Source organism: Pseudomonas sp. IT-P12, from assembly GCF_949767465.1.
Lineage (GTDB): Bacteria > Pseudomonadota > Gammaproteobacteria > Pseudomonadales > Pseudomonadaceae > Aquipseudomonas.
In genome coordinates, this window is the sequence record NZ_CATKPY010000001.1 from 123,686 (window position 1) to 140,525 (window position 16,840).

Consider the following 16,840-nt stretch of genomic DNA (forward strand, 5'->3'; position numbering starts at 1 on the left):
TATTGAGAGCCCGACCATGTCTCGTTCCGAAACACTGTTTGCCAATGCCCAGAAACACATTCCCGGTGGCGTGAACTCGCCTGTCCGCGCCTTCAAGAGCGTGGGCGGCACACCGCTGTTCTTCAAGCACGCGCAGGGTGCCTACGTCACCGACGAAGACGACAAGCGCTATGTCGACTACGTCGGTTCCTGGGGCCCGATGATTCTCGGCCACAGCCACCCGGACGTGCTGGACGCGGTGCGCAGGCAGCTGGAACACGGCCTGTCCTACGGCGCCCCGACCGAGATGGAAACCCAGATGGCCGATCTGGTGTGTTCGATCGTGCCGTCGATGGAAATGGTGCGCATGGTCAGCTCCGGCACCGAAGCCACCATGAGCGCGATTCGTCTGGCTCGTGGTTTCACCGGTCGCGACAGCATCATCAAGTTTGAAGGCTGCTACCACGGTCACTCCGACAGCCTGCTGGTCAAGGCCGGCTCCGGTGCACTGACCCAAGGCGTGCCCAGTTCGGCAGGCGTGCCGGCGGCGTTCGCCCGGCACACCCTGACTCTGCCGTTCAACGACATCGACGCCGTCGAGGCGATGCTTGCCGAAGTCGGCCAGGAAGTGGCGTGCATCATTGTCGAGCCGGTGGCCGGCAACATGAACTGCGTGCCGCCGGCGCCCGGCTTCCTCGAAGGCCTGCGCAGCCTGTGCGACAAGCACGGCGTGGTGTTGATCTTCGACGAAGTGATGACCGGTTTCCGTGTCGCCCTCGGCGGCGCGCAGGCGCATTATGGCGTCACCCCGGACCTGAGCACCTTCGGCAAGATCATCGGTGGCGGCATGCCGGTCGGCTGCTTCGGCGGCAAACGCGAAATCATGTCGCACATCGCGCCACTGGGCCCCGTCTACCAGGCGGGCACCCTGTCGGGTAATCCGCTGGCGATGGCCGCCGGCCTGACCACCCTGCGCCTGATCAGCCGCCCCGGCTTCCATGACGAACTGAGCGACTACACCAGCCGCCTGCTCGATGGCCTGCAACAAAGGGCCGATGCCGCCGGCATTCCGTTCGTGACCACCCAGGCGGGCGGCATGTTCGGCCTGTACTTCAGCGGTGCCGACGACATTGTGACATTCGATGACGTGATGGCCAGCGACGCGAACCTGTTCAAGCGCTTCTTCCACCTGATGCTCGAAGGGGGCGTATACCTGGCGCCAAGCGCGTTCGAAGCCGGCTTTACCTCGATCGCCCATGGCGAAGCCGAGCTGAAGCTCACGCTGGATGCCGCCGAGCGTGCATTCGCCGCCTTGAAATAAACGCAGTGCCGCTGACGTTGGCGATTGCCAGCGTCAGCTTCCACCTACATACACGCGTATTTTCCTACCGATCTGCCGATAATCCCCCGCAAACCGGGAGATATATTCCCCGCGCAGCAGAAAAACGAGTAAAGACTTTGTAAGGTTGGCCCTGCTTATTTCATAATGCGCGCTTATTGGATCCCCTCGACGGGTCCGCGTGCCCTTCAGAGGTAAGTCGATTCCCATGAACCGCACCGGCCGCATCCTTGCACTGGGCTGCCTGTTGCTCCTTCAACCCCTGCTCGCGCTCGCACAAGCAGGCGGTAACTCGTTGTTGATCCCAGCGATGGGTCGCTGCACCCTCAATACCCAGCCGCAAGACCTGGAACAGGCGCTTGCTGCCTGCCAGAAAGCCTCGGATGACGGTGATGCCCAGGCGCAATACGAGCTGGGCGAGTTCTATTACGCCGGTACAAACACCTCGCGCGATCTCAACAAAGCCCTGAGCTATTTCGAAAAGGCCTCGCTGCAAGGCCACGCCCAGGCGCAGTTCAAACTCGGCACCATGTTCTTCCACGGCGAAGGCGTACCGGCCAATAACGTTCAGGCGTATATCGTGCTGAAAATGGCAGCGGTCAATGGCGCCGAAGATGCGCTGGACACCGCCGATGAGGTCGCCGAGAAAATGCCTCGGGAAGAACTTGAAGTCGCCACCCAGGTGCTGGGGCAGATCTTCCGCAAATACCTGATGGAATTGCAGAGCGCCGATGGGCGTACGCCTTTCGCCCCGTTGCCTTGATTCTGTAAAGACCTTTCTCGCCCTATCGTGAGCAGGCTCACTCCCACAATTCGTTGCTCGGTGCGGGAGCGAGCCTGCTCGCGATGAGCCCGACTCGGTGTCAGCCTTACTTCTCAGGCATCGGCATCGGAAACGGCATCACATTGCCGACTCCGCCGCGGGCTTCGCTGATTTTCGGTGTGCCAAGGCGTTCGACTTCGTCGATGCGCACAATCGAATGCATCGGCACGAAACTGCGCACCACACCTTCGAACTGCGCCTTGAGCTTCTCTTCGCTCGGGTCGACGACCACTTGCGTGCGCTCGCCAAAGACGAACTCTTCCACTTCCAGAAAGCCCCACAGATCACTTTGATAGATCTGCTTGGCGTACATTTCGAACACCTGGCCCTGGTTGAGGAAAATCACCTTGTAGATTGGAGCTTCACGTTTGGTCATGGCAGGCGAGCAACACATCGGGGGATAAAAATGAGGGCGCGAACTATAGCATAGCCACCGGACGCACAGCGGTAGGAACCTGGGGACATGTTCCCTATAATGCGCGGTTCTTTGAATCACGTGATGACTGTATCCATGGCCAAGAAGCTTTACATCGAAACCCACGGTTGCCAGATGAACGAGTACGACAGCTCGCGCATGGTCGATCTGCTGGGTGAACACCAGGCCCTGGAAGTCACCGCTCGTGCCGAAGACGCCGACGTGATCCTGCTCAATACCTGCTCCATTCGCGAACGCGCCCAGGACCGGGTGTACTCGCAACTGGGTCGCTGGCGTGAACTGAAACTGGCCAACCCCGACATGGTGATTGCCGTCGGCGGTTGCGTGGCCAGCCAGGAAGGTGCGGCGATCCGCGACCGCGCACCCTACGTCGACGTGGTGTTCGGTCCCCAGACGTTGCACCGCCTGCCGGAGATGATCGATGCCGCGCGCATCAGCAAGCTGCCGCAGGTCGACGTGTCGTTCCCGGAAATCGAAAAATTCGACCATTTGCCCGAACCGCGCATCGACGGCCCAAGCGCCTATGTGTCGGTCATGGAAGGTTGCAGCAAATACTGCACGTTCTGCGTGGTGCCCTACACCCGCGGCGAAGAAGTCAGCCGGCCCTTCGATGACGTGATTGCCGAGATCATCCACCTGGCCGAGAACGGCGTACGTGAAGTGACCCTGCTTGGGCAGAACGTCAACGGCTATCGCGGCACCACCCACGACGGGCGCCTGGCGGACCTGGCCGAACTGATTCGCGTGGTCGCGGCCGTCGACGGCATCGACCGGATTCGCTACACCACGTCCCACCCGCTGGAGTTTTCCGACAGCCTGATCCAGGCCCACGCCGACGTGCCGGAGCTGGTCAAGCACCTGCACTTGCCGGTGCAATCGGGCTCCGACCGCATCCTTGCGGCGATGAAGCGCAACCACACGGCGCTGGAATACAAGTCCAAGTTGCGCAAACTGCGCGCCGCCGTGCCGGGGATCTGCATCAGCTCGGACTTCATCGTCGGTTTCCCCGGCGAGACCGAGAAAGACTTCGAACAGACGATGAAGCTGATCGAAGACGTCGGTTTCGACTTTTCCTACTCGTTCGTCTACAGCCAGCGTCCGGGCACGCCTGCCGCCGATCTGGCCGACGAGACACCGGAAGCCCTGAAAAAAGAGCGCCTCAATGCCCTGCAACATCGCCTGAACCAGCAGGGTTTCGAGATCAGCCGACAAATGGTCGGTTCGATCCAGCGCATTCTGGTCACCGATTACTCGAAAAAAGACCCCGGCGAGTTGCAGGGCCGAACCGAGAATAACCGGATCGTCAACTTCCGCTGTGACAATCCAACCCTGATCGGACAGTTCGCCGATGTGCACATTGATTCCGCGCAACCGCACTCGTTGCGGGGCTCGCTGATCCAACAACACTGAAAAACCGATGTGGGAGCGAGCCGGTTCGCGATGACGGTCTGACATGCGACACATCAGTCGCCTGCCAAGCCCCTTCGCGAGCAGGCTCGCTCCCACAGCGGCAGGGTGTTTGATCCAGGACCATTTAAGAGCTTTCGCACCTGCGCCGCTGGCGTTATCCTTGATTTCATCTTAATTGCCCCAGGGCGGCTAAATACGACCTTGAACGCACCCATAGAACCACATCGTTTTATTCTCGAGCCCTTTGAGGCCCGCCGCTTCGCCAATCTGTGCGGGCAATTCGACGAGCACCTGCGCTTGATCGAACAGCGCCTGACCATCGAGATCCGCAACCGCGGCAATCAGTTCGAGCTGATCGGCGATCCCAAGCACACCACCTCCGCGGAAAACCTCCTGCGCCGCCTGTACCGTGAAACCAAGGGTACCGAGCTGTCGCCGGACATGGTTCACCTGTTCCTGCAGGAATCGGCCGTCGAAGAGCTGGACAACGTCTCCCCCGCCGAACCCTCCGTGGCCCTGCGCACCAAAAAAGGCATGATTCGCCCACGCGGCTTGAATCAGTTGCGCTACGTGAAGGAAATTCTCGGTAACGATATCAACTTCGGCATCGGCCCGGCCGGTACCGGCAAGACCTACCTGGCCGTTGCCTGCGCGGTCGACGCGCTGGAACGCGAGCAGATCCGCCGCATCCTGCTGGTTCGACCGGCCGTTGAAGCCGGCGAGAAACTGGGCTTCCTGCCCGGCGACCTGTCACAGAAGATCGACCCCTACCTGCGCCCGCTCTACGACGCTCTCTATGAAATGCTCGGCTTCGAATACGTCGCCAAGCTGATCGAGCGCCAGGTGATCGAAGTCGCGCCCCTGGCCTACATGCGCGGTCGAACGCTGAACAACAGCTTCATCATCCTCGATGAAAGCCAGAACACCACCGTCGAGCAGATGAAGATGTTCCTGACCCGGATCGGCTTCGGCTCCACGGCGGTGATCACCGGCGACATCACCCAGGTCGATTTGCCCAGAGGCACCAAGTCCGGGCTGCATCACGTGATCGAAGTTCTGAAAGACGTACCGGGTATCAGCTTCACGCACTTCCAGCCCAAGGACGTCGTGCGCCATCCGCTGGTGCAGCGCATTGTCGAGGCCTACGAGCGTTTCGAAACCCGTGCGGCCGAAGATGCAGCCGCCAAGGATAGCCGCCGCGATGCTTGAGCTTGACCTGCAAGTCGCGACCCAGGCGCCCATCCCGAGTGAAGACGATTTCCGCCAATGGTGTGAGCTGGCCCTGCGCCAGCGCAGCGCCGACTCGGAGATGACCATTCGCCTGGTCGATGAGGCCGAGGCCCGTGAGCTCAACCGCACCTGGCGGCAAAAGGACTACGCCACCAACGTCCTGTCGTTTCCGGCCGATGTACCCGACGAGTTTCTTGATATCCCGCTGCTGGGCGATCTGGTGATCTGCGTGGCGGTGGTCGAGCGCGAAGCTGCCGAGCAGGGCAAGGAACCCAAGGCGCATTGGGCCCATCTGGTCATCCATGGCTGCTTGCATCTGCTGGGTTACGACCATATAGATGACGACGAAGCCGAAGAAATGGAAGCGTTGGAACGCACCTTGCTAGCCCAGTTGGGCTACCGCGATCCGTACGCGGACGACGAAATTGAACCATCCACTATCGTGACAACAAAGGATTCAGAGTAATCGCTATGAGCGAAGATCGATCGAGCAACGGGCAGAAGTCATGGCTGGGTAAGCTCACCCAGGCTTTTGCCCACGAGCCGAAGAACCGCCAGGAGCTGCTGGAGCTGCTGCGCGATGCGCATCAAAACAAATTGCTGGACAGCGAAGCGCTGGCCATCGTCGAAGGCGCCATCCAGGTGGCTGACCTGCAAGTACGGGACATCATGGTCCCGCGCTCGCAGATGATCAGCATCAAGGCGACCCAGACACCCCGTGAGTTCCTGCCCGCCGTGGTCGACTCGGCCCACTCCCGCTATCCGGTGATCGGCGAGAGCCACGATGACGTGATGGGCGTACTGCTGGCCAAGGACCTGCTGCCGCTGATCCTCAAGGAAAACGGCGACAGCTTCAACATCAAGGACCTGCTGCGCCCGGCCACCTTCGTGCCCGAGTCCAAGCGCCTGAATGTGCTGCTGCGCGAGTTCCGCGCCAACCACAACCACATGGCCATCGTCATCGACGAGTACGGCGGCGTGGCAGGCCTGGTGACCATCGAGGACGTGCTGGAACAGATCGTCGGCGACATCGAAGACGAACATGACGTCGAGGAAGACAGCTACATCAAGCCCCTGCCCAGCGGTGATTTCCTGGTCAAGGCACTGACGCCCATCGAGAACTTCAACGAGTTCTTCGACAGCGAGTTTTCCAACGATGAGTTCGATACGGTCGGCGGCCTGGTGATGAGCGCGTTCGGGCACTTGCCAAAACGCAATGAAATCACTGAAATCGGCCCGTATCGCTTCCGCATCCTGAACGCCGACAGCCGTCGGATTCACCTGCTGCGCCTGACCCCCATCGCCCGCTGACCCCAAGGATTGATCTATGACCCGCCCCGGCTGGCCCGGTAACCTGCTGGCCGTGGCGGCCGGTGCAATCACCACCCTGGCGCTGGCGCCTTTCGATATCTGGCCGCTGGCGTTGCTGGCGGTCGGCCTGTTCTACGCCGGCTTGCGTGAGCTGAACCCCCGTCAGGCCCTGGGTCGTGGCTGGTGTTTCGGTTTTGGCCTGTTTGGCGCCGGCACCAGCTGGATCTACTACAGCATCCACAACTTCGGCGGCGCCTCGGTGTTGCTGGCCGGGTTCCTGATGCTGCTCTTCACTGCGGCGATTGCCTGGTTCTTCGCGCTGCCCGCGTGGGTCTGGGCGCGCTGGCTGCGGCGCAACGAAGCGCCCCTGGCCGACGCCCTGGCCTTCGCTGCCCTGTGGGTTGGCCAGGAGGCCTTTCGCGGCTGGTTTCTCACCGGTTTCCCGTGGCTTTACTCCGGCTACAGCCAGCTCGACGGCCCGTTGGCCGGCCTCGCCCCGCTGGGCGGAATGTGGCTGGTGTCCTTCACCCTGGCCTTGACCGCCGCGCTGGTCTGCAACGCTGCGCGACTGGCCAGGGGCGGTCGCAAGGCCTTCATCGTCGCAGGTGCGCTGTTGTTGATCGGCCCGTGGGTGGCCGGCATCGCCCTCAAGCACCATGCCTGGACCAGCCCTTCGGGCGCGCCACTGAGCGTCGCGGCGATCCAGGGCAATATCGAACAAAGCATGAAGTGGGACCCGGCGCAGCTCAACTCGCAACTGGCCCTGTACCGCGACATGAGTTTGCGCTCCAAGCCGGTCGACCTGCTGATCTGGCCGGAAACAGCGGTTCCGGTGCTCAAGGAGTCGGCGGAAGGCTATTTGAGCATGATGGGCAACTTCGCCGCCGAGCGTAAAAGCGCACTGATCACCGGCGTGCCGATCCGCCAGGAAGTCCATCACCAGAAGCGCTTTTTCAACGGCATCACCGTGGTGGGCGAAGGCGATGGCACCTACCTCAAGCAGAAGCTGGTGCCGTTCGGCGAATACGTACCGCTGCAGGACGTGCTGCGCGGCCTGATCGCGTTCTTCGACCTGCCGATGTCCGACTTCGCCCGGGGCCCTGCCGACCAGGCTCTGCTACAGGCCAAGGGCTATCAGATTGCACCGTTCATCTGCTACGAAGTGGTCTACCCGGAATTTGCCGCCGGGCTCGCCGCCCGCAGCGATTTGTTGCTGACCATCAGCAATGACACCTGGTTCGGCACCTCCATCGGGCCACTGCAACACTTGCAGATGGCACAGATGCGCGCCCTCGAGGCGGGTCGCTGGATGATCCGCGCCACCAACAACGGCGTGACCGGGCTGATCAACCCGTTTGGCCAGATCACCGCGCAGATCCCGCAATTCGAACGCGGCATCCTGTACGGCGAGGTGGTGCCGATGCACAACCTGACGCCTTACCTGCAATGGCGTTCATGGCCGCTGATCATCGTCTGCGTGCTGTTGTTTGGCTGGGCATTGATCGCCAACCGGATGGCGAAGACCGTTTAACAGCTTCGTGAGCAGGCTCGTTCCCACAGGTGGCCCGCCCCTTATGGGCAGTGCAAGAGCGAGCCTGCTGGCGAAAGCGGCCTCACCGACACCGAATCAATCGGCGCCCGCATCACCTCGATAAAACAGCGAGTACCCCACCTGCCCCACCGCCTCGTTCATCAATTGGCCGCTCTGCCAGATCGATTTGAACTCGGGCATCCAGCCACCCAGCGGCCGGGCATTGTCGACCCCCAGAAACCCCACGGGCGCCGGCACCACCTCAAACCCGGCGCGCTCGAAGCTCCAGACCGAACGCGGCATGTGCCACGCCTGGGTCACGACCACTACACGTTTGATCCCCTGGGGCAGCAATACCTCGGCGCTGAGTTGCGCATTCTCCCAGGTGGTCCGGCTGCGTTCTTCCTGCCAACGCACGGTGACGCCGAAATCGTCCAGCAGCGAGTCCGCCATCAACCGGGCTTCGGAGGGCGGTGTGCCGTAGTGCAGGCCACCGCTGGTCAGGATCGGCAAGCCCGATGCCTTGGCCAGCCTGGCGGCATAACGCTCTCGCTCCAGGCCGATGCCGGTCGGTTGATCGGCGCCCCACGCGGGATCCCCGCGTTCGCGCCCCGAGCCCAGCACCACGATGGCGTCGGCACGCTGCCCCAGCGTGGCCCATTCGTCACGATTCAGCGGCGGGATGCGCTCCAGGGCATTGGCGCTCCACTGCACCACCACCGGCAGACTCATCAGCCACAATCCACCGAACCCCAGCGCAAAGCAGACACCGGCCAGTCGCGGCCTCGACCGGCGAAACCACCAGGCAAGCAGGAGCAACAGCAGTAAAATGCCGGGTGGCAGCAGCAATTGTTTTACGAAATAACGAAAAGGCATCGAGCATCTCCTGAAGATGCCCGAAGCCTAAGTGGGTTGACGCATTGCGACAACAGATACGCAAGGACCCCGTCTGCAGAAACCCTACGCTGTGGCTTCAAGTGCCCTTACTTGAATTGCAGAGACCGGACCTTTACCGCGTCTCTGTCGGGTGCCTTGTCCTTGAGCCAGATGACCTTGGCCGAACGTGGTGTGTCGAGTTGCTTCACTGCTTCTGACAGGCATCCGTGTGTTTCACGTTCACTGCGATCCAGATAAGCCTTGACCAATGCAAACTCCGCGGGGCTCAGGCCGCGCAGTTCCAGCTCCAGGGGACGCTCATCGCGCAGCCGACCAGCCGTTCTTGCGGCGTCCAGGGCGATGCCCAGACGATCGATCAGTTTTTCGTAAAGCTCGGGTTTTGTCGCTTTTTGCTGTAACTCAACCATCCCTCACCTCATTGAAGATAAGACTCGCTCCCCATTTAGAGCTTAGCTTCGATGAACAAACCGGCTGAGTGCCGCGACCAACGGACCTCGCAGCGTTTTTCGCAGGACGCGCGGCAGCAATCAGCGTTTCCCTCGGTAGAGTGCGGTCATGTATGCTACGGCGCTTCCTGTAACTCCACTTCCAGCTCGTCTGGACAGCAAAACGCCGATTTGGCGTGATCAGCGTCCAGCGTTGCATTGAAGAGGATTAGGCCACCCCTATTCAGTTCAAAAGTAGCCATGCACGAACAATATCAGCCCCGTGAAATCGAAGCCGCCGCCCAGTCGTTCTGGGACGAGCAAAAGTCCTTTGAAGTCAGTGAACAGCCAGGCAAGGAGACTTACTACTGCCTGTCGATGTTCCCTTACCCCAGCGGCAAGCTACACATGGGGCACGTGCGCAACTACACCATCGGCGACGTGATCTCCCGCTACCAGCGCATGCAAGGCAAGAACGTCCTGCAACCCATGGGTTGGGACGCCTTCGGCATGCCAGCGGAAAACGCCGCGATGAAGAACAACGTAGCGCCCGCCAAGTGGACCTACGAAAACATCGCCTACATGAAATCCCAGCTGCGCAGCCTCGGCCTGGCGGTGGACTGGTCCCGTGAAGTGACCACCTGCAAGCCCGACTACTACCGCTGGGAGCAATGGCTGTTCACCCGCCTGTTCGAAAAAGGCGTGATCTACCGCAAGAACGGTACCGTGAACTGGGACCCGATCGACCAGACCGTACTGGCCAACGAGCAGGTGATCGACGGTCGCGGCTGGCGTTCGGGCGCGCTGATCGAAAAGCGCGAAATCCCGATGTACTACTTCAAGATCACCGCCTACGCGGATGAACTGCTGGAGAGCCTCGACGAACTGACCGGCTGGCCTGAACAGGTCAAGACCATGCAGCGCAACTGGATCGGCAAATCCCGCGGTATGGAAGTGCAATTTCCCTACGACGTCGCTTCCATCGGCGAAACCGGGGCGCTGAAAGTCTTCACCACCCGCCCGGACACCCTGATGGGCGCCACCTACGTCGCCGTCGCCGCCGAGCATCCGCTGGCCGCCCTGGCTGCGCAGAACAATCCCGAGCTGCAGGCGTTCATCGCCGAATGCAAGGGCGGCAGCGTCGCCGAAGCCGACGTCGCCACCCAGGAGAAAAAAGGCCTGCCGACCTCGCTGTTCGTCGAGCACCCGCTGACCGGTGAAAAATTGCCGGTGTGGGTCGCCAACTACGTGCTGATGCATTACGGCGATGGCGCCGTCATGGCGGTTCCGGCCCACGACGAACGCGATTTCGAGTTTGCCTCCAAATACAACCTGCCGATCAAGTCGGTGGTGCGCACCAGCGCCGGTGATACCAATCCGGCACCGTGGCAGGACGCCTACGGCGAACACGGCACGCTGATCAACTCCGGCGAGTTCGACGGCCTCGACTTCGCCGGCGCCTTCGACGCCATGGAAGTGGCGCTGATCAAGAAGAATCTCGGCGCCTCGCGCACCCAGTTCCGCCTGCGCGACTGGGGTATCAGCCGTCAACGCTACTGGGGCTGCCCGATCCCGATCATCCACTGCGCCAGCTGCGGTGATGTGCCGGTGCCGGAAGATCAGCTGCCGGTCGTACTGCCTGAAGACGTCGTACCCGATGGCGCTGGTTCGCCCTTGGCGCGCATGCCCGAGTTCTATGAGTGCAGCTGCCCGAAATGCGGCCAGCCGGCCAAGCGTGAAACCGACACCATGGACACCTTCGTCGAGTCGTCGTGGTACTACGCCCGCTATGCCTCGCCGCACTTCGAAGGCGGCCTGGTGGAAAAATCCGCCGCCGACCACTGGCTGCCGGTAGACCAGTACATCGGCGGTATCGAGCACGCCATTCTCCACCTGCTCTACGCGCGCTTCTTCCACAAGCTGATGCGTGACGAAGGGCTGGTGAGCTCCAACGAACCGTTCAAGAACCTGCTGACCCAGGGCATGGTGGTCGCCGAGACGTACTATCGTCGCGAAGCCAATGGTGCCTACACCTGGTACAACCCGGCCGACGTCGAACTCGAGCGTGACAGCAAGGCCAAGGTGATCAGCGCCCGATTGATCGCCGACGGCCTGCCGGTGGAAATCGGCGGCACCGAGAAGATGGCCAAGTCGAAGAACAACGGCGTCGACCCGCAGTCGATGATCGACCAATTCGGCGCGGACACCTGCCGCATGTTCATGATGTTCGCCTCGCCGCCTGACATGAGTGCGGAATGGTCCGACTCCGGCGTTGAAGGCTCGCACCGTTTCCTCAAGCGCGTCTGGCGCCTGGCTCAAGCCCACGTCACTCAGGGCCTGCCGGGCAAGCTGGATATCGCCAGCCTGAACGACGAGCAGAAAGCCGTTCGCCGCTCGATCCACCTGGCCATCAAGCAGGCCAGCCACGACGTCGGCCAGAACCACAAATTCAACACTGCCATCGCTCAGGTGATGACGCTGATGAACGTGCTGGAAAAAGCCCCGCAAGCCACCGAACAGGACCGCGCCCTGATTCACGAAGGCCTGGAAACCGTGACGTTGCTGCTCGCGCCGATCACGCCGCACATCAGCCACGACCTGTGGAATCGGCTGGGCCACGCCGACCCGGTGATCGACGCCCGCTGGCCGGTGCCCGATGACAGCGCCCTGGTACAGGACAGCCTGCAACTGGTCATTCAGGTCAATGGCAAGCTGCGTGGCCAGATCGACATGCCGGCCAGCGCCAGCCGCGAGGAAATCGAAGCCGCCGCACGGGCCAACGAGAACGTGCTGCGCTTTGTCGACGGCCTGACTATTCGTAAAGTGATCGTAGTGCCCGGGAAACTGGTCAATATCGTCGCCAGCTAATTGGATCAGGCGCCAGGTGAGCCTGGCGCCGAGTAAAACCTTTCGGGTCACACGATCGACCCACATGGTTTCAAGGGGAGCAACAAGATGATCAAACGCAATTTGCTGGTGATGGGCCTCGCGGTCCTGTTGAGCGCCTGCGGTTTCCAGCTGCGCGGCACCGGCACCACTGAACTGGCGATCAAGGAACTCGACTTGAGCGCCCGCAATGCCTATGGCGAAACCGTAAGGCAATTGCGCCAGGTGCTGGAAAGCAGCGGCGTCAAGGTCTCTACCGGCGCACCTTACAAACTGATCCTGACCAACGAGCAGGACTCCCAGCGCATCCTCAGCTACGCGGGCGCCGGCCGTACCGGTGAGTACCAGGTCACCAAGGTACTCAGCTATGACATCCGCGACCACGGCAACCTGCCACTGCTGAGCGACAAGCTGGAAGTGCAGAAGGTCTTCATCCACGACGGCAACAACCTGGTTGGCTCCGATCAGGAAGCCAATGATGCGCGTCAGGAAATGCAGCGCGAACTGGTACAACGGATGATTCTGCGCCTGCAGCAGCTCACCCCGGCTCAACTGGACCAACTGCAGCAGACGGCCGCAGCGAAAGCCAGAGCTGACGCGGCGGCATTGGAAGCTGCACAGAAGGCTGAAGCGGAAACCCCGCGTCAGTCGCCCCTCGAAATTCCGCAGCAATAAGACTGACGGGGCGCTCTGGCGCCCCGTTCGCCCATTCTTATGAAACTCGCCCCCGCCCAACTCGCCAAACACTTGCAAGGCGCGCTCGCACCGGTCTACGTGATCAGCGGCGATGACCCGCTGCTGTGCCAGGAAGCCGCCGACGCCATTAGGGCCGCCGCGCGCCAACAGGGTTTCGACGAACGCCAGGTGTTCGCCGCCGACGCCAACTTCGACTGGGGCACCTTGCTCCAGGCGGGCGCAAGCATGTCGCTGTTCGCGGAAAAACGCCTGCTGGAGTTGCGCCTGCCCTCCGGCAAGCCGGGGGACAAGGGTGCTGCAGCACTGATCGAGTACTGCTCGCGCCCGGCCGAGGACACGTTGCTGCTGATCAGCCTGCCGAAACTCGACGGCAGTGCGCAGAAGACCAAGTGGGGCAAGGCCCTGGTCGAAGGCCAGCAGACCCAGTTCGTGCAAATCTGGCCGGTGGATCAAAGCCAGTTGCCGAGCTGGATCCGCCAGCGCCTGTCCCAGGCCGGTCTCTCCGCCAGCCAGGATGCCGTGGAACTGATCGCTGCCCGCGTGGAAGGCAACCTGCTGGCCGCCGCCCAGGAAATCGAAAAGCTCAAGCTGATGGCCGAAGCCGGGCAGATTACCGTCGAGACCGTCCAGGCGGCGGTGGCCGACAGTGCCCGTTTCGACGTCTTCGGCTTGACCGATGCGATCCTCAACGGCGAGGCCGCCCACGCCCTGCGCATGCTTGAAGGCCTGCGCGGCGAAGGTGTCGAACCACCGGTGATCCTCTGGGCCCTGGCCCGTGAATTACGCCTGCTGGCCAACCTGTCACTGCAATACAGCCAGGGCGTGCCGCTGGACAAGGCGTTCAGCTCGGCCCGACCGCCGGTCTGGGACAAGCGCAAGCCGTTGATGAGCAAGGCCCTGCAACGGTACTCGGCACAACGCTGGGCGCAGTTGTTGCTGGAAGCGCAGCGCATCGATGCGCAGATCAAAGGCCAGGCCGCAGGCTCGCCGTGGATGAGCCTGAGCCGCTTGTCATTGTTGATGGCCGGGCAACGGTTGTCGTTGCCGGCTGAGTAAGGCATTCGATCGCTTCGCGAGCAGGCTCGCTCCCACAGGTCACGTGCAAACCCTGTGGGCGTCCGACGATGTTGTCAGAAAGGCCCTACGCAATGCGGGGTCTGGACAGAACCCTGATATGAGCAGATTATTCCCCGCGCAAAAACCACTCAATCGAGAGATCCGCCCATGAGCAAGAAGCCATCCCGCCATGGCCACAACAAGGCCAAGTCCATCGTCGCCCAACCCCTGTTCCGCAGCCGCCAGGAACGAGCCGGCAAGGGCAAGGGCAGCTACCGCCGCGAAGCCTTCCAGTCTGAAAACTGGGAGGCTTCTTACTTTCTGGCGGCCTGAAAGGCAAGCCAACGCTCAACATGTTAAGGTCTGCACCTGATTCGTATTCCCTGGACCCGTGCATGCCCTTTTGTATTACTCGTCGTTGGCATCTGCGCCAATTGATTGCTGCCTCCAGCCTCATTCTGCTTGTCGCCTGCGCGGAAAAACCCACCGCCGCCGACGCCCAACCGCTTCAGACCCTGCCCGTCTCGTCAGCCCCTGCGGTGATTCCTCCCGTGGTGCCGACCGGCGAAAACCTCGATATCCAGCCCACGCAGACCTTCGCCGAATGGCAGGCCGGCTTTCGCAAGGATGCCCTGGCTGCCGGCATTCGCGCCGACCTGTTCGACCGCGCCTTCGCCAATGTCAGCCTGGACACCAGCGTGATCCGCGCCGACCGCAGCCAGCCGGAGTTTTCCCGTCCGGTGTGGGAATACCTCGATGGCGCCCTGTCGCCGTTGCGCGTGCGCAAGGGCCAGGCACTGGTCAGCCAGTATTCGGACATCCTGCAGAGCATCGAACAACGTTATGGCGTCGACCGTCGCGCCCTGGTCGCGGTGTGGGGCATGGAGAGCAACTTCGGGCAGTTCCAGGGCAGCAAGTCGGTGATCAACTCCCTGGCGACCCTGGCCTACGAAGGCCGTCGTCCTGGCTTCGCCCACGCGCAATTGATCGCCGCCCTGCAGATCCTGCAACAGGGCGATATCGCGCCGGATAAGATGCTGGGTTCCTGGGCCGGCGCCATGGGCCAGACCCAGTTCATCCCGACCACCTACAACACCCACGCCGTGGACTTCGATGGCGACGGTCGCCGCGACATCTGGGGCAGTGCCACCGATGCCCTGGCGTCGACAGCGCACTACCTGCAAAGCTCCGGCTGGCAGAAAGGCCAGCCGTGGGGCTTCGAAGTACAGTTGCCGGGCAGTTTCAACTACGTGCTGGCCGATGGCTCGATTCGCAAAAGCGTCGCCGAATGGCAGCAACTGGGGGTCAGGCTACCGAACGGTGCGCAGGCTCCGGCGGGCTCCGAACAGCTGTCGGCAGCGCTGCTGCTGCCCGCCGGTTATCGCGGCCCGGCGTTCCTGGTGCTCGACAACTTCCGCGCGATCCTCAAGTACAACAACTCTTCGTCCTACGCCCTGGCCGTGAGCCTGCTGTCCGAGCGTTTCAACGGCGCCGGCCTGATCGCGGGCACCTGGCCCAAGGATGACTTGCCGCTGAGCCGCACCGAACGAATCGAGCTGCAAAACCTGCTGAGCGCCCAGAATTACAACGCAGGGACTGCGGACGGGATCATTGGCGCCAACACGCGCAAGGCCATCCGCAGTGCGCAGCAGTCGTTTGGCTGGCCGGCGGATGGGTATCCGACGCACAAGTTGCTCGAAGGCCTGCGTAATCGCTGAAAGCATCGCGAGCAGGCTCGCTCCCACAAGGAGGGTGGAAACCCTGTGGAAGCGAGCCTGCTCGCGATAGCCGACGGTCGAACAACCTGCCTCAGCGCCGAACGACCACATCCTGCTCCAGAACCAACTCCTGATTCCCCGCGTCCAGCCGCACCAGCGCCCCCATCGGCAAGGTCAGGTTCGGATCGCAATGCCCGCTGCGCCAACCCGACAGCACCGGTATGCGCAACGGCTCGAAGGTCTGCTTGAGCAGACGCTCCAGCGCCGCCCTCTCCACCCCCGCCACGTCCCCGCAGATCAAGCCGCGCAACTTGCCGAGCGTGCCGGCAAGACGCAGGTGAGTCAGCAGCCGATCAATGCGATACAACGGTTCGTTGATGTCCTCGATGAACAGGATCAGGCCCTCGGCGTCGATTTCGTAAGGCGTGCCCATGGTCGCGGCGATCATCGACAGGTTGCCGCCGAGCAAACGCCCGTGAGCGACCCCGGACTCAACGGTGGACAATGGGTGGGCCACCGGATGCGCCAGGGTACTCCCTGCCTTCACCTGCCCCCGAAGCATGTTGAAAAAGGAAGACTCGGTCGGCTTTTGCTTGCCGCCCAACAGGTCGGCATTGAGCAACGGCCCATGAAAAGTCACGAAACCCGCATACCGGTTGATCGCCAGGTGCAGGGCCGTGATGTCGCTGTAGCCGATAAACGGTTTGGCATGACGTTGCAGCAACTCGAAATCGATACGGTCCAGCAGACGCGGAGTGCCATAACCGCCGCGCAGGCAGATGATCGCATCCACCTCGTCGTCGGCGAACGCTGCGTGCAGGTCGTTGAGCCGCACGTCGTCACTGCCGGCCAGATAGCCATCCTGCTCGTAGACACCGGGAAAGATCCGTAGCGCATAACCGCGAGCACGCATCCAGGCCAGCGCTTTATCGGTGTCCAGGGTCGCTGGGCCGGCGGGCGCGATTACACCGATCAGCCCTTGCGCGGGCAAGGCCGGAACCGGCGTGTGAGGAAACAGTGTGTGGGTGGGTCGAACGGTCATCCATGAATCTCCCTGCGCAAAAACATCAGCACACAGTAGTCAGGATCGGGGATAAACAGAA

The 16,840-nt window shown here is 61.9% G+C and carries 16 protein-coding genes; 12 read left to right on the forward strand and 4 right to left on the reverse strand.

What is annotated here, in order from left to right; all coding sequences use genetic code 11:
- Window positions 1-16: 16 nt before the first annotated feature.
- Entirely contained in the window at window positions 17-1,300 is a 1,284-nt protein-coding gene (gene hemL / locus ACM6IM_RS00590) for a glutamate-1-semialdehyde 2,1-aminomutase (protein ID WP_192309167.1), read from the forward strand.
- Window positions 1,301-1,526: 226 nt separating this feature from the next.
- The gene (locus tag ACM6IM_RS00595; protein WP_192309169.1) at window positions 1,527-2,081 is read left to right on the forward strand and encodes a tetratricopeptide repeat protein; all 555 of its coding nucleotides are present in this window, start codon (window positions 1,527-1,529) and stop codon (window positions 2,079-2,081) included.
- 106 nt (window positions 2,082-2,187) lie between these two features.
- Here the strand turns inward: ACM6IM_RS00595 and ACM6IM_RS00600 are convergent, their stop codons facing one another.
- Window positions 2,188-2,517, reverse strand: coding sequence for a DUF1820 family protein (locus ACM6IM_RS00600; RefSeq protein ID WP_027617776.1), 330 nt, complete (start codon window positions 2,515-2,517; stop codon window positions 2,188-2,190).
- A gap of 135 nt (window positions 2,518-2,652) precedes the next feature.
- Here ACM6IM_RS00600 and miaB point away from each other — a divergent pair, with 135 nt between their 5' ends.
- The 5 genes from miaB (at window position 2,653) to lnt (ending at window position 8,059) form a co-directional block, all read left to right on the forward strand.
- Complete coding sequence (miaB, locus tag ACM6IM_RS00605) at window positions 2,653-3,987, forward strand: tRNA (N6-isopentenyl adenosine(37)-C2)-methylthiotransferase MiaB (RefSeq protein ID WP_201195005.1); 1,335 nt, start codon at window positions 2,653-2,655, stop codon at window positions 3,985-3,987.
- Between the two features lie 201 nt (window positions 3,988-4,188).
- Window positions 4,189-5,196 carry a PhoH family protein gene (locus tag ACM6IM_RS00610; protein WP_414863887.1) on the forward strand — a complete coding sequence of 336 codons (1,008 nt, stop codon included), beginning with the start codon at window positions 4,189-4,191 and terminating at the stop codon, window positions 5,194-5,196.
- Window positions 5,189-5,683 carry an rRNA maturation RNase YbeY gene (ybeY, locus tag ACM6IM_RS00615; RefSeq protein ID WP_201195007.1) on the forward strand — a complete coding sequence of 165 codons (495 nt, stop codon included), beginning with the start codon at window positions 5,189-5,191 and terminating at the stop codon, window positions 5,681-5,683. The genes ACM6IM_RS00610 and ybeY overlap by 8 nt, the downstream gene beginning before the upstream one ends.
- Window positions 5,684-5,688: 5 nt before the next feature.
- Window positions 5,689-6,528: an HlyC/CorC family transporter gene (locus ACM6IM_RS00620; RefSeq protein ID WP_017340984.1), complete on the forward strand. Its 840-nt coding sequence runs from the start codon at window positions 5,689-5,691 to the stop codon at window positions 6,526-6,528.
- Between the two features lie 16 nt (window positions 6,529-6,544).
- The gene (gene lnt, locus ACM6IM_RS00625) at window positions 6,545-8,059 is read left to right on the forward strand and encodes an apolipoprotein N-acyltransferase (protein WP_201195009.1); all 1,515 of its coding nucleotides are present in this window, start codon (window positions 6,545-6,547) and stop codon (window positions 8,057-8,059) included.
- Between the two features lie 96 nt (window positions 8,060-8,155).
- On the opposite strand, the gene ACM6IM_RS00630 is transcribed toward lnt, so the two are convergent.
- Window positions 8,156-8,935: a YdcF family protein gene (locus ACM6IM_RS00630; RefSeq protein ID WP_192309179.1), complete on the reverse strand. Its 780-nt coding sequence runs from the start codon at window positions 8,933-8,935 to the stop codon at window positions 8,156-8,158.
- A gap of 107 nt (window positions 8,936-9,042) precedes the next feature.
- Window positions 9,043-9,363, reverse strand: a complete 321-nt coding sequence (locus ACM6IM_RS00635; RefSeq protein WP_192309181.1) for a hypothetical protein — start codon at window positions 9,361-9,363, stop codon at window positions 9,043-9,045.
- Between the two features lie 279 nt (window positions 9,364-9,642).
- On the opposite strand from ACM6IM_RS00635, the gene leuS reads away from it, so the two are divergent.
- The 5 genes from leuS (at window position 9,643) to ACM6IM_RS00660 (ending at window position 15,737) form a co-directional block, all read left to right on the forward strand.
- The gene (gene leuS, locus ACM6IM_RS00640; RefSeq protein ID WP_414863888.1) at window positions 9,643-12,249 is read left to right on the forward strand and encodes a leucine--tRNA ligase; all 2,607 of its coding nucleotides are present in this window, start codon (window positions 9,643-9,645) and stop codon (window positions 12,247-12,249) included.
- An 87-nt stretch (window positions 12,250-12,336) separates the two neighbouring features.
- On the forward strand, window positions 12,337-12,942 hold the full coding sequence (gene lptE / locus ACM6IM_RS00645) for an LPS assembly lipoprotein LptE (protein WP_201195020.1): 606 nt from the start codon (window positions 12,337-12,339) through the stop codon (window positions 12,940-12,942).
- 39 nt (window positions 12,943-12,981) lie between these two features.
- Window positions 12,982-14,019: a DNA polymerase III subunit delta gene (holA, locus tag ACM6IM_RS00650; RefSeq protein WP_192309187.1), complete on the forward strand. Its 1,038-nt coding sequence runs from the start codon at window positions 12,982-12,984 to the stop codon at window positions 14,017-14,019.
- 168 nt (window positions 14,020-14,187) lie between these two features.
- Entirely contained in the window at window positions 14,188-14,352 is a 165-nt protein-coding gene (gene arfA, locus ACM6IM_RS00655; RefSeq protein ID WP_192309189.1) for an alternative ribosome rescue factor ArfA, read from the forward strand.
- Window positions 14,353-14,414: 62 nt separating this feature from the next.
- Window positions 14,415-15,737 carry a lytic murein transglycosylase gene (locus tag ACM6IM_RS00660; RefSeq protein WP_414863889.1) on the forward strand — a complete coding sequence of 441 codons (1,323 nt, stop codon included), beginning with the start codon at window positions 14,415-14,417 and terminating at the stop codon, window positions 15,735-15,737.
- Between the two features lie 91 nt (window positions 15,738-15,828).
- Here ACM6IM_RS00660 and ACM6IM_RS00665 read toward each other — a convergent pair whose 3' ends face one another.
- Window positions 15,829-16,779: a S66 peptidase family protein gene (locus ACM6IM_RS00665; protein WP_414863890.1), complete on the reverse strand. Its 951-nt coding sequence runs from the start codon at window positions 16,777-16,779 to the stop codon at window positions 15,829-15,831.
- Window positions 16,780-16,840 lie beyond the last annotated feature (61 nt).